This window comes from Yersinia sp. SCPM-O-B-9106 (C-191) (assembly GCF_026183365.1).
Classification (GTDB): Bacteria; Pseudomonadota; Gammaproteobacteria; order Enterobacterales; family Enterobacteriaceae; genus Yersinia; species Yersinia rochesterensis.
Genome location: NZ_CP110791.1, coordinates 618843 through 632065, shown reverse-complemented (window position 1 = coordinate 632065; position 13223 = coordinate 618843). Strand labels below are relative to the sequence as shown.

Genomic DNA, 13223 nt, shown 5'->3' with positions numbered 1-13223 from the left:
GGCGGGCTTGAACAGACCTAAGGGAGTAATGACAGATGGCTGATTTAGACGATATCAAAGACGGTAAGGATTTCGGTATTGGCGTACCACAGCAGAATCCTGCATTTACACTGAAAGGCTGCGGTTCGCTGGATTGGGGGATGCAATCTCGTCTGGCACGGATTTTTAATCCCAAAACCAACCGCACGGTGATGTTGGCGTTTGACCACGGCTATTTTCAGGGGCCGACCACCGGTCTGGAGCGAATTGATATCAACATCGCCCCGCTATTTGAATATGCCGATGTCTTAATGTGTACTCGTGGCATTTTGCGCAGCATCGTGCCCGCCGCCGCCAATCGCCCGATTGTACTGCGCGCCTCTGGAGCAAACTCAATTCTGACGGATTTATCCAATGAAGCGGTGGCGGTGGCAATGGAAGATGCCCTACGGCTCAACTCCTGCGCCGTGGCAGCACAGGTTTACATTGGCACTGAGCACGAGCATCAATCGATTAAAAATATCATCCAGTTAGTTGACCAGGGCATGCGCTACGGTATGCCGACCATGGCTGTGACCGGGGTGGGTAAAGATATGGCGCGCGACCAGCGTTATTTCTCTCTGGCTACCCGTATCGCCGCCGAAATGGGCGCTCAGGTGATTAAAACTTATTATGTCGACAGCGGGTTTGAACGTATTGCGGCCGGTTGCCCGGTGCCTATCGTGATTGCGGGCGGCAAAAAATTACCGGAACGGGATGCGCTGGAAATGTGCTATCAGGCGATTGATCAGGGCGCGTCCGGGGTGGATATGGGCCGCAATATCTTCCAATCCGACGCCCCGATTGCCATGCTAAAAGCGGTTCACGCCGTGGTGCATAAAAATGAAAATGCAGAAACGGCCTATAAGCTGTTTTTACATGAAAAAGGCTGAGTTAGCTGGCCGTTGACTGGCCAGTAATGACAAGGAAACCCTTGGTGATAAGGGGATTTTTTGCAATAAGGAGGAAGGTATGCATGTCACCCTCGTCGAAATTAATGTAAAAGACGACAAAGTTGAGCAGTTTATTGCGGTTTTCCGTGCTAATCACTTGGGTTCTATTCAAGAGTCGGGAAATTTACGTTTTGATGTCTTGCAGGATGAATCCATCCCAACGCGCTTTTATATCTATGAAGCTTATGTTGATGAAGACGCCGTCGCTGCTCATAAAAAAACGGCCCATTATCTGAAATGTGTCGAAGAGTTAGAGGGGTTGATGACCGGCCCGCGCAAGAAAACTGTCTTTAATTGCCTGATGCCTTAATCCATCCGGGCAGCGGCTCCCTCGCGCTGCCCTTTCTTCTATTTCTTGTTTCTTACTTCTTGCTCAATAAAAACATTCTGCTCAATAAAATACTCAATTTGCGCTTAGTAGAGGTTTATTATCGGCGAGCTAATAAGTTGAAGATCAATGCCAGCAATATCCGCGTTATCAGATAACACCTATCAATAAAATGTTTGCTTTGAGTTATTCTTAGTGCCGAAGATAATAATGACGGTATTGCTCACTCGGTGCTGTAATACCCACCGTAAACAGGAGTTTCTATGAATATGACTCATCGCCTCATGCTCACTTTGGCTTTCTCCGGCACTCTGTTAGCCAGTTCTGCTAACGCCAACAGCTTATTAGACTCAGTAAAAAGTGCCGCAGATCAGTACAGTAAATCAGGCGACAGCTCATCTTCACTGTCATCACTGACCGGTTTACTCAATGGCGGCGATAAAGCTCTCAGCACCAGCACTATGACCAATGCCGCCGGTATTTTGCAGTATTGCGTGCAAAATAATGTGTTATCAGCCAAGGGTACTACGGCGGTTAAAGATCAATTGATGAGTAAACTGGGGATCACCAGCACTGAAAATGCCAAGAGCCAAGACTATCAGGAAGGCCTCGGTGGATTGCTGAAAACCGGTGAAGGAAAGCAACTGAATTTAAATGACCTGGGTAGTGAGCAAATCACCGAAAAAATTAAAACTAAGGCCTGCAATTTAGTGCTGAAACAAGGTCAGTCATTCTTGTTGAAATAACAAAATGAGGAATGACAGAGCGCAGCTTACGGCTGCGTTTTTTTATACTGAGATAGCCAGCTAATCGGAGATAAATATGTTTTTATTTTTTCGCCGGTTCAGGATGAATATTTTTACTGGGTATTTATCTACCACTTAAGAAAATATTCTGGCGGTGATAGGCCATTTGCCCTTCATCGGGGAAGAACTGAATCGGTAACCGCAGTTTTCGCCCTTCATATTTAGCGAAATTCTCTTCACTGATACTGCTTTTGAGTTTTTTGATCTGAGGAGATAACACCATTTCCAGATGTTCATTAAAGGTTATTAATCCCTGATCAAAAGCCCGGTCATGCAAGCTCGACAGGCAGAGGCCATTACTGGGATTAAGCCGATGCTCTACACCCTGGCTCCAGGGGCGAATATGGCTGGCGACTAATAATGCCGGTTCTTCTAACTGCGTAATACAGCAGCGGCTCTCATAAACTTGCAATACGTTTTTACGAAATAGCTGCTGGCCAACCCGCGCTTTAATAATGGCGGTTCTTTCTTTGCCACTGAAATCTTTAATGCCGCTATCAAAGAGTTTGGTCACTGGTTTTTCTAACTGGCCGATGGCCTGCTGACATTGCTGCTCAAAAACTTCAGCATTTTCATTTAGTTCCAGCCATAAGGCACGATCTGCATTAGATGCACCACTCAGCCCTTTTCGGCCCGAGTCGATAATAAAGGGATCCAAACTAGCGAAATTAACTAATTTCATCGCCAATGCCGAGGGTGTTCGGCCAATTAATGCAGCGTAATGAATAATATCGGGATTCTTAGAATGTAATTTGCCAAAAGGAATTTGGCTATACAGCGTAAATGCCACTAACAGTTGATCCCGGGTCCAGTGATTTGCCGCCGCCATACATCGCCATCCAGAATGAGTGAACCGCCTTATTGAATGAGCTAACTATGCCAGGTGTGGGAGGGAATGGCTATGGGGTGTCCCCCGAACACATCACATGGAGAGATAAATATTATGGATAAACAAGACTGGCATCCGGCAGATATTATTGCAGCACTAAAAAGAAGAACGCGGGATTATTAAATCTTGAGCAAAACCGTCGATTGATTATCAATAAATTCCCCCCGCACATCGGGGGAGAATTTATATTATTCACTACAACATTAAACTGTTTCTTCTGATTCAAGCGGCTTTTGATTACGACTGACGACCACTTTGAACACCCAGTAGATAAAGCTGGCAGCAACTAATGAGTTGATAGTTGGGATTCCCCACTCGATCACTAGCCCGACAACACTGCCAACTATGCTGGCTATAATCGCGACCCAGCCAATGACAGGCGTTTGTTTTTCATCAGGTAATTTCCCTTCTTCTCGACTTTTATCCAGAATTTTTCGATGGGAGCGCAGCACATAATAATCCACCAACATGATGCCAATAATCGGTGGGAATACTACGCCGAGCACCGTCAGGAAATCGACAAACCGGTCGAGTATCCCCAACACTGACAATGTGGTGCCCAGCACGCCAATGACCAGTGTGGTTGATATATATTTCAGCCTTTTTCCCGTCAGCCCCTCGACCGCATTAACAATGCCGAGTGAAGAAGAGTATAAATTAAGGTCATTAACCCTTAAGGTGGAGAACACCACAACCAGCAAACCTACGCCACCTGCGGCTTGGGACATGATTGTCACGACATCTGCCGTCCCCAAGGTTTTCGCAATCATGATGGCCAACCCATTGACCACAAACTCGCCCGCAACAATAGTGAAAATCGTCACACCCAGAACATGTTTACCATTTTTGGAGTAGCGCGTCAGGTCTGGCGTCATCAAGCTTGCCACAATAGCGCCCCCAACCACGATAGTAATCCCCGCGCTAATAGACAAAGATTCGCCCGGCGGGATTAATTGAATAATTTCATTTAAATTATGGCCAGATAATGTGCTGATGGAGATATAAGCCACCAGTAAAATAAACATCGGCACCGCAATTCGCGCTGCAATGCGTAATGCTTTAAAACCAAAGGCAACCAGGATGGTCAATAAGCTCCCCGATAATGCAGCCGCTAATCCGAATCCCAGTTTATTACCGAGGGCGAAATCGAGTGATTTGGCAAAAATAGCGTTTTGAATACCAAACCAACCCAGCAAACTGACTGCCACGACAATCCCAATCAGTACCGATCCCAGGCGACCAAACCCACACCAACGGGCCAGTAAACTACCGGAAATCCCTTCGCGCATCCCCGCCAGCCCCAGGCCGTAAGTCACGACACCAAATATAATGCTGCCGATAAGAATTGCGGTAAATGCATCAATTAGCGTCATAGAATTACCGAGTACAGCGCCGAGCATAAATTGATCTAGCGCGGTCAGCATACCCATATGAACAATAGCGACACTTAGAAATGAAACTCTTTTATCTTGCGGTACCCGACTTAATGGATAATCTTCAATTTTGATCACGATGAGGTGTACCTTGTTGTCCAGATAGATTATTGTCCAGATAGCTTGTTGTTCAGATAGATTATTGTCCAGATAGCTTGTTGTTCAGATAAATTGGATTCCTTTTGCCACCAGGCGATCGGGAATGTAATTATCCAAATGCGCCAGTTTGCAAAACTCCTCAAACTGTTGCAGCGTGTGGACATCAGCCTTCTGATAAATTGTATATATTCTGTTTTCTATCGTTTTAGTGCTGATGTTATATATCTTTGCAATTTCTTTAACAGAAAATCTTTGCAGCATTAAAAATATAACATCAAGTTCAGCTCGAGTGAAAATACTGTTATTAATTTCAGTTGTCAGAATACTGGGCTTTTGTTGATTAATATATTTTAGTGGGGATAAGGTATTAAGTGGCTTAGCATTCCACATTACGCCAATAACTTCTTTTCTATCGTTATAGACGGGCAGTTTCTCGCTGATATACGGAGTCAGAGTATTTTTCCCATACCAATAATGGGTTTCTATGACAGTAACCCGATCCTGAGTTTCCTCTGTTTGTTTGTCGTGCTCTATCAGATCGAGAGAAAACTCAGTCCAATCCCCTGGGAAATCATGGTCCATCTTCCCCTCAACCTCAAAATCCAAAGGTGTATTGGTGTAGAGGTAAGCGGCCTTATTCATATAAATATGGCGGGAGTGCAGATCTTTAATGCCCCATGGTTCACTTAAGTTTTCCATCATGGCAATAAGGCCCTTGAAATAAATTTCATTATTTTTATCGGGCAAATCCATGGCAACCTCACCGATGAAGAATGGGTTAAATTTCTTTTGCCAGATAGTGCCGCGTATGCTTTTTAGCATACCCGTCTAAATTGCCATATGCGCGATAGCCTAATTTTTCATAAAAACCTTTGGCTTGAAAATCGAAAGTATCGACATAAGCCATGTGACAACCGCGCTTTAAAGCCTCTTCTTCAGATTTTTCCATTAGCTGGCGGCCATAACCGCTTTTACGATATTCGTCACTGACCCAAAGGTATTGAATTTCAAGCCCACCCCACCAGGTTCTGGCAACCAATCCCGCCACGATTTTGCCATTATCATCCGTCACAGTTAAGAATAGCGGATGGATATCTACCGGTTGTGTTTTATCATTGTGCGCCCAAAGACCATCAATAACATACTCTTCATCTTCTGGGTTTGGTTTATCGGTAACGTTGATATTCATTTTCGGAACATACCTTCCTATCTCAAGAGTTAAAATTGCCATCAGATTAATCGATCACAGCTGTCTGTAATATCATTTTCCTTAAAGTGTTACAAGAGTGGTTTTCACCCGTTCCCACCGCCCCCTTAAGTGTTTATATTTACTGCGACAGAGCTAAAAAACACCAATATGTATTGTAATGGCAATCTTTCTTTCTTGTTCTGTCTGCAAATGCTGATAACGCCTCACCAGGGCCTCATCGGGGAAATCTATACATAATTCACGGCTCCACCCACAGAGCAAGAGTCACTTGCCATAGGGGGAGCCGCTCATCTCTCTTCCAATGCATTAAGTTTATTTCTTAATATTGCCCCTTTAGCCAAGAATGAATTTTTGCGGAGCAAGAACTAAAAAGCCACCTTACGGTGACTTTCTTTTCATATGCATCATGCGAAAATAATACTCGCCAGTTAACGCCAATTAACGCCAATTAATTGAATTATAAGAATTATCTTAATCGAAAATTTAGTCTACCAAAGTGGGTAGCGGCTAATAACAACTTTCCCCACGTTCTGGCGTGGATCAAAGCGCCGCCAGGTCTGTTTAGATTCGGCAAACTTAATGGCTGGCTTGATACTCAAGCGCCTTAGCCAATTTAGAATCTGGTTTTGCCAACTTATTTAAACGTTTTTCATCTATGTTACTCATCTGCCCTAAAGCTGCCGCCGTTTGACCTGAATGCCCTATTAGCTGTTGCTTAGGTACATTGACCATCAATACTGCCGCGTCTTTCAGCGCCTTGATATAATCATCCTGCTTATGCAGGTTATAATGTTTTAAATCCATTTTGTTCTGTAATAGCTGGCCCCAATAAAACTCAAGGAAAGGGACTGCCGGATAAGGCTTACCCGTTTCAGGATTAAGGTTTTTATCTGACTTATCGTAAGAGATACCGCGTAAATAATAGAGCATTGAGCGATACGGATCGTCCTGAAAACCGCTCATGCCTAGGGTATTAGGCAATTGAGAAAAAGTAATGGGTTTTCCCTCAGCATCAATAGGAAGAAAGTGTTTGAGTTCCGTCATCTTTTGTTCGAACTGAGCTTGGGTCAGCGCCTTTCCGTTGCTGTCACGACTAACATTTTGCCCCACCAGGACACTTAAGGTCACATCGCCACCGCCACCAGGTACATCCCAAAAACTATTAAACGCATGATGCCCATCAGTCAGGTAAAGCTTCCCCGCCGGTCCGATATCAACCGTGTTCATATCCGCTTTTTTAGTGCCAATAGCCAGTTTACACCTATATGAAGAGGGATCTTTTGGTGTTGATGACGCATTCATTTCAGCCAGTTTTCCGGCCCCTTGAACTTTACATAACTCATTGAATAGACGCTTAGAATCGTGAGCATAATCAGCTAGATCGCCCGCAATCTGGAGTTTACCTACCGCGATTTGGGTCGGATGCAACTCGCTGAGTTTGATTTGAATAATATCGCCAGATTTAGCCTGTAAATCATTCTGGGAAAGGGATTGTGCTGCGTGCAAATTAACTGAGTAGAGCATCAGCCCAGAAAGCAGCAAAATGAAAGCCGAAAGCACCCCACCAGCCAACCTTGCTTGCATAGGCCCAGTCGGACATAAATCAATCTTATTCAAATACATATTTCACTCCTCAAGTCGGCAGCAATGTTTTCACCATTTCATTGGTTTTAAGCTATTCATGATATTACTGTCCTCTGTTTTTTACCATGAAGACACATGATGATTTTTACTTACTCATTCTGTATCTAAAGGTAATTAAATAATTACAGATTGCACATATAATATAAAAAATAATGAGATAACTTTTTATAAATTATGAAAAAAATTCAGATAATGTTATTTCACATTTAATTTAATAATAAGAAAATTCCACCTATCCATCTTATGTAGGATATTTCACATAATTGTAATGGATAAGTATCACCAGCTTATTTTATCGACAAAAAAACATTGAAAATAACGCTTTTATAAGCATGATGCGCACAAATTATCTTATACTTATCTACCCCAACATATTGGGTAAGGGCCTTTATTGTGTCGCATTCCTGTTATTTTACATTAATTGTTGGCGTATTATCACCAGCATTGACTATTCCGTTCGCCAGTCATGGTGCGGAATTGTCTCCTATTCAACAAAGTATTCATCAACAGGAACGGCAACGGGTACTGGAAGAGCGCTTGGCACCCTCACTTCAGTGCCATTGCTGACTTGCTCGTTGAAAGGCTTGTTTGGCGTAGTATCAGAACTGTGCTGCCCCCACTTTCCTTCTAAAGACAGACCAAAACCATTGGCAAAACGATTGGAAATCAGTAAACGATCTTTATGATCAGATTTACGTGTGTCTTTTATCTCATGTCGATAATCAATTGTTGTTGCAACAGAACTAAAACTGATAATAGAGACTACTACCAGTAGTAAGTGATTTTAATTTCATTTTTATATAATCCTGGTCGGTATTCTGAATTAAATACTGGGGTTTATTTCAGTAAAAAAAACAAATTAGTCGTCAAAAGGTATCTGACATAGTCATGTCAGATACCTTGGTCATAAATAATGGCTAATAGAGACTAAGGGAAACACTTTCGCTCTAGCGGTAAACACACTCAATAATTTCACATTTCTTATTGGTCATATCCCGATCGACCCAACTGCGATCGGCTATACCGGCCTGCGTGGCGGCCAATTTTCCACTGTCGTGTAGCTGATATTTTTGCGCTTCTGCCAATAATCGCTCTGCATCGTGCTGGGGAATAACGATAACGCCGTCACCGTCACCCACAATAATATCCCCAGGATAGATCTGTACGCCACCGCAGGCGATAGGGACGTTCACCTCACCTGGCCCGTCTTTATAAGGGCCAGCGGGTGTACTGCCAGTGCCATACACGGGCAGGGTCATCTGCTGAATGTTGTAGAGATCGCGCACCGGGCCATCCAAAACTACGCCAGCAGCCTGTTGCAACTGGGTGTATGTCAACATGATTTCCCCCATTAGCGCTTGGCTGTTGCCGCCGTCGTTGGAAACCACCAGAACATCGCCAGGCGTCAGCATGTTCAGTGCTTTGTGCACCATCAGGTTATCACCGGCACGTGCTTTTACGGTCAAGGCTACGCCGACCATGTTGTCCGTTAGCGCTGCTGAGAGCAGACGAATCTGACTGTTCATAGCACTCAGTCGCCCCATACAGTCCGCGATATTTGCCGCAGGAATAGTTCTGAAGGCCGCCACCAGCTCTGGGGCAGGCAGAGTACGCTGAGTAAATACTCGGAATCCAACGCTCATGATATTTTCCTTATTTTTTGATCGATGTCCTGAGAGTGATATTCATCCGTGTCATTCTGTTCAGGCTTGAAGGTCTGCTGCATCATTTTTCTGTCCAGAACGCCGTCCCACGCGGAGATAACAATAGCGGCAATGCCGTTACCAATCAGGTTGACAATCGCCAGTCCGGTGCCGACAAAACGGTGGATCCCGAGGATTAATACCATCCCTGCGACAGGTACAACGGGCAGGACGATCAGGGTACTGGTGAGCATCACGAAAGCTGCACCGGTCACGCCTGCCGCGCCTTTGGAGGTGAGCATGGCAACCAGCACCAAAATGATCTGGCTGGTGAGCGACAGCTCCGTATTGGTGGCCTGAGCGATAAACAGAATCGCCATCGTCATGTACAGATTGGTACCGTTAAGGTTAAAGGAGTAACCGGAAGGCACTACCAGCGCCACAACGGATTTCGGGCAACCCATCCGCTCCAGCTTTTCCATCAGGTGGGGTAGCACGACCGACGAGGATCCGGTGCCGAGGATAATCAGCAACTCTTCCTTGATGAATTTCAGATAGGCAAACAGACTGAAGCGGCAGAAGCTGGCAATCGCCCCATAAACGAGCAGCACGAAAACAATCAATAACAGATAAAACCCCAGCACCATCTTGATCAGCGGAATCAATGATGCCATTCCGTAGGCGCCGATCGTATAAGCAATAGCCCCGAATGCCCCGATGGAGGAGAGTTTCGAAATCAGGTGAACATTATGGAAAAATACTTTAGATGCGCTATCAACAAAATTAAAGACCGGTTTGCCTTTATCACCGATAGCGGAAAGCGAATAACCGAACAGAATGGAAACTAGCAGGATCGCCAGCACATTACCTGACGAGAAAGCACTGACGAAAGTTGTAGGAATAATATTCATCGCAAAATCGACCAGATTTACGTCCTTGGCACTTTCGGTATATTTGTTCAGCGCGGAGGTATCCAGTGTGGCGGGATCGATGTTAAACCCAAGGCCCGGCTGAATAATATGGCCGCCGAACAGGCCAATAATCAGCGCCACTATTGACATCACGCTAAAGTAGATTAGGGCCTTACCGCCCACGCGACCAAGTTCTTTCATGTCGCGCATACCAGCAATTCCCGAGACTACCGTACAAAAAATAATGGGGCCGATGATCATCGCAATCAGTTTGATGAAGCCGTCACCGAGTGGTTTCATTTTTACGGCGAGGTCAGGAAAAAAGTAGCCGAGAGAAACCCCGACCACAATCCCAATAATCACCTGAAAATAGAGCTCTTTATAAAATGGTTTTCTTTTCATTTTTATCATCCCATAGTAATAACCAAGCTCTGTACAGGAAGTTATAAAACCCTGGTGAACTGCACATCGCCCTTTGTGTCTATCAATGCTGAGCTTTCAATTATCGGTCAGGTCGTCAGAGCAGGAAAGCCATACAGGCGGGCTGGATTCTCGACCAACAGCTTATTGCGCAAGCTTTCATCTGGACAAAAATCGAGCATCAGATTGACCAGTTCGCCATCGTTGGGCATGTCGTTGCTGATATTCGGGTGCGGCCAGTCGGTTCCCCACAGAACACGGTCGGGTGCGGTCTCGATAAGCGCCTGAGCAAAAGGAATGGCATCATTGAAAGGGCGGATTCCCGCTGAAATACGCTCGGAGCCGCTGACTTTCACCCACGCTAACGGATTGTCACGCATCAACTGCAAGAGCTGCTGGAAGGGTTGTTGCTCGAGACCCTGCGCGGTTTTTGCCCGTCCCATGTGGTCGATAATAAACGGGAGATCGATTTTGCCGATGATCTCTTCATAGGTCAGGATATCCTGCGCATCAAGGTGCAGCACCACGTGCCAGCTCAGCGCTTTCACGCGTTCTAGGATAGAGAAGAAGGTCGGTAAATCGGGAGCCCCCCCGAGATGCTTAACGAAATTAAAGCGAACTCCGCGCACACCGCCCGCATGTAGGCGTTCGAGCTCAGCATCACTTTCGCTGCCGTCCACCATCCCAACGCCCATATAGCGACCGTTGCTGCGGGCGATGGCGTCCAGCATTGCGCTATTGTCTGTACCGTGGCAACTGGCCTGAACAATCACCGCGCGCGCGATACCCAACCAGTCGTGCAGCGCCAGCAGTTGCTCAAAGGGGGCGTCATCGGGAGTGTATTTGCGATTCGCACCGTAAGGGAAGCGCGAACCAGGGCCAAATACGTGGCAGTGGGCGTCGCAGGTTCCGGCTGGCAGCGTCATTCTCGGTTTGACCGGATGCGGATCCGGGGTTTTACATGTCTTCATAATTGATTCCTTGATTGACGTTGATGATTAAGCCAGCTCGCCGCTAACCTGTGGGAAAATACGCTGATAACCTTCGGCATATTTTATTTTCAGGTTTGAGTTACGCGATGCTTGCACACCGCGCTGTAACGCCACTCGGGTATAGTATTCCCAGAGATGTTCCTGTGCTGCCATGGATTCAAAGGCTTTACACTTCTTCTCCCAGACCTCAGAGATATCCAGTAGCACTTCGGGTTTCCATTCGCACTGCTCTGGCTGGTGGGGTTCAAAAAGAAATACCGGTGGTGCACCAATAATTTTCTTTTCCGGGCAGTGACCGTGCGCCTGCGCAATGATCCTTGCTTCCTGTGCTACGTGAGTCGCGAGCGGATGGTCGAAGTTATAAGGGTCTTTCAGGGAGTGGGTCAGCACAAATTCAGGGTTAATGTCTCGATAAAGATCAGCCAGATTGAACAGCACATTATCGCTGATACGCAACGGGTAGTCCCCGGCGTCCATGAACAGAATATTTTTCGCCCCAAGAATTTCAGCGGCTTGCTGCGCCTCTTTTCTGCGCTCCTGCTTCACCGTCGCCATCTCCATACCCGGCTGACGCCATAGTTTGGCCGACTCGCCGCGTTCGCCAAAGGAAAGGCAGACGATAGTAATATCCCAGCCGCGGGAGGCATAAAGTGCAATCGCACCGCCAGCGCGCCAGACGAAGTCAGCGGAGTGGGCACTGACGACTAATGCGGTTTTATTTTTGGTGTTCATAGTGACTCCTGGTAGAAACAAAGTAGAGAACAGGGTTATTTAGGCTTTAGGGAATAAGGGCTTCACCACGCATGATGAGCCGAGCAGTACGCATCAATGCGGCCTGTTCAACGTCACCCGTAGCACTGAGTTTGAGGAATACGCTGAGTTCACCGGAGGGGTGCTCAATAGAAAGGTATTGCTCGTTACCACCGGGTAAGTCGGCCAAATCATGTGCAACACTACCGGGAAGAACTGCGGCGGTCGCAACGGTAACGGCACCCAAAACACCGATTGCAGCGTGGCAGGTGCGGGGAATAAAGGTACGGGTGCAGAGGGTTCCCCCTTTCTGTGGCCGGGCAACCATGCTGATTTTTGGCACGGACTTATTGGCGAGATCCTTAATACCCATCATTGCTCCAGCTTGTAGCCGAAGACGTTCGATGTGGGCAGCCAGCTCTGTATCAGCATTCAACTGCTCTTTCGTTTCGTAACCCGAGATCCCCATATCCTCTGCGGCCACAATAATCACCGGCATACCGTTATCGATGCAGGTCACCCGAATACCATCAATGACGTCGCAAAGCTGGCCGGTCGGCAATAAAGAGCCACATACCGAGCCTGCCGTATCGAGAAAATTCAGCAGAACGGGTGCCGAGGTTCCGGGTACGCCATCAATGTGGGCATCGCCGGTATAGGCCGGTTTGCCGCCGGGGGTTTGCAGCGTCACTTCCGCAATCATATTGGTATTTAACGTGCGGATGCGGATCACCGTCTGATCACCCTGTGCCACGATCAATCCCGCCTCGATCGCTGCCGGGCCTGCCGCAGCCAGCATGTTGCCGCAGTTGGGGGTGGTATCGACGATAGCGTCGTCGAGAGAGACTTGGGCAAAGAGAAAATTGATGTCGGCCAGAGCGTCGTCAGCCAATGAGAGGATCCCGACCTTACTAGTTAACGTTGTTGCGCCACCCAGACCATCGATCTGACGCTCATCGGGCGATCCCATGACGGAAAGAATTATGCGATCGCGTTCGGCGATCTCTTTTGGTAGATCGGTGGCAAGGAAAAAGGGGCCTTTTGAGGTTCCGCCACGCATAAACCAGCAGGGTAATGTTTTCATTACGTCGTATCCTATTTAGCCTGTCAGGTTATGAGAGATAACC

At 46.6% G+C, this 13223-nt stretch carries 14 protein-coding genes and 1 pseudogene; 4 read left to right on the top strand and 11 right to left on the bottom strand.

Features of this window, described 5'->3' with window-relative positions:
* Nucleotides 1-35: 35 nt before the first annotated feature.
* From lsrF to OP863_RS02860, 3 genes are all read left to right on the top strand, one after another.
* Nucleotides 36-911, top strand: a complete 876-nt coding sequence (lsrF, locus tag OP863_RS02870; protein WP_038636585.1) for a 3-hydroxy-5-phosphonooxypentane-2,4-dione thiolase — start codon at nucleotides 36-38, stop codon at nucleotides 909-911.
* Between the two features lie 79 nt (nucleotides 912-990).
* On the top strand, nucleotides 991-1281 hold the full coding sequence (gene lsrG, locus OP863_RS02865; RefSeq protein WP_145589145.1) for a (4S)-4-hydroxy-5-phosphonooxypentane-2,3-dione isomerase: 291 nt from the start codon (nucleotides 991-993) through the stop codon (nucleotides 1279-1281).
* A gap of 281 nt (nucleotides 1282-1562) precedes the next feature.
* A complete protein-coding gene (locus tag OP863_RS02860) occupies nucleotides 1563-2045 on the top strand; it encodes a DUF2501 domain-containing protein (RefSeq protein WP_265525870.1) in 483 nt (160 codons plus the stop codon).
* 124 nt (nucleotides 2046-2169) lie between these two features.
* Here OP863_RS02860 and OP863_RS02855 read toward each other — a convergent pair whose 3' ends face one another.
* The 5 genes from OP863_RS02855 to OP863_RS02835 form a co-directional block, all read right to left on the bottom strand.
* Complete coding sequence (locus OP863_RS02855) at nucleotides 2170-2934, bottom strand: HNH endonuclease (RefSeq protein WP_265525869.1); 765 nt, start codon at nucleotides 2932-2934, stop codon at nucleotides 2170-2172.
* Between the two features lie 263 nt (nucleotides 2935-3197).
* Nucleotides 3198-4505, bottom strand: coding sequence for a cytosine permease (locus tag OP863_RS02850; RefSeq protein ID WP_265525868.1), 1308 nt, complete (start codon nucleotides 4503-4505; stop codon nucleotides 3198-3200).
* Nucleotides 4506-4589: 84 nt separating this feature from the next.
* Nucleotides 4590-5279 carry a helix-turn-helix transcriptional regulator gene (locus tag OP863_RS02845; protein ID WP_050291621.1) on the bottom strand — a complete coding sequence of 230 codons (690 nt, stop codon included), beginning with the start codon at nucleotides 5277-5279 and terminating at the stop codon, nucleotides 4590-4592.
* A gap of 25 nt (nucleotides 5280-5304) precedes the next feature.
* Nucleotides 5305-5715, bottom strand: a complete 411-nt coding sequence (locus OP863_RS02840) for a GNAT family N-acetyltransferase (protein WP_038636601.1) — start codon at nucleotides 5713-5715, stop codon at nucleotides 5305-5307.
* 597 nt (nucleotides 5716-6312) lie between these two features.
* A complete protein-coding gene (locus OP863_RS02835) occupies nucleotides 6313-7359 on the bottom strand; it encodes a ParB/Srx family N-terminal domain-containing protein (protein ID WP_265525867.1) in 1047 nt (348 codons plus the stop codon).
* Between the two features lie 414 nt (nucleotides 7360-7773).
* Here OP863_RS02835 and OP863_RS02830 point away from each other — a divergent pair, with 414 nt between their 5' ends.
* Nucleotides 7774-7947: a hypothetical protein gene (locus OP863_RS02830; protein WP_265526305.1), complete on the top strand. Its 174-nt coding sequence runs from the start codon at nucleotides 7774-7776 to the stop codon at nucleotides 7945-7947.
* On the opposite strand, the pseudogene OP863_RS02825 reads toward OP863_RS02830, so the two are convergent.
* The 6 genes and pseudogenes from OP863_RS02825 to OP863_RS02800 form a co-directional block, all read right to left on the bottom strand.
* Nucleotides 7928-8174 (bottom strand): annotated as a pseudogene (locus OP863_RS02825) (oligogalacturonate-specific porin KdgM family protein); the annotation flags it as partial. The gene OP863_RS02830 and the pseudogene OP863_RS02825 sit on opposite strands and share 20 nt — an antisense overlap.
* 153 nt (nucleotides 8175-8327) lie before the next feature.
* Nucleotides 8328-9023: an RraA family protein gene (locus OP863_RS02820; RefSeq protein ID WP_145588208.1), complete on the bottom strand. Its 696-nt coding sequence runs from the start codon at nucleotides 9021-9023 to the stop codon at nucleotides 8328-8330.
* On the bottom strand, nucleotides 9020-10336 hold the full coding sequence (gene dctA, locus OP863_RS02815; RefSeq protein ID WP_145591792.1) for a C4-dicarboxylate transporter DctA: 1317 nt from the start codon (nucleotides 10334-10336) through the stop codon (nucleotides 9020-9022). The genes OP863_RS02820 and dctA overlap by 4 nt, the downstream gene beginning before the upstream one ends.
* A gap of 107 nt (nucleotides 10337-10443) precedes the next feature.
* On the bottom strand, nucleotides 10444-11325 hold the full coding sequence (locus OP863_RS02810) for an amidohydrolase family protein (RefSeq protein ID WP_145591791.1): 882 nt from the start codon (nucleotides 11323-11325) through the stop codon (nucleotides 10444-10446).
* A 27-nt stretch (nucleotides 11326-11352) separates the two neighbouring features.
* Nucleotides 11353-12078, bottom strand: a complete 726-nt coding sequence (locus OP863_RS02805) for a PIG-L deacetylase family protein (protein ID WP_145591790.1) — start codon at nucleotides 12076-12078, stop codon at nucleotides 11353-11355.
* Nucleotides 12079-12124: 46 nt separating this feature from the next.
* Nucleotides 12125-13180: a 4-oxalomesaconate tautomerase gene (locus OP863_RS02800; RefSeq protein WP_145591789.1), complete on the bottom strand. Its 1056-nt coding sequence runs from the start codon at nucleotides 13178-13180 to the stop codon at nucleotides 12125-12127.
* Nucleotides 13181-13223: the final 43 nt, after the last annotated feature.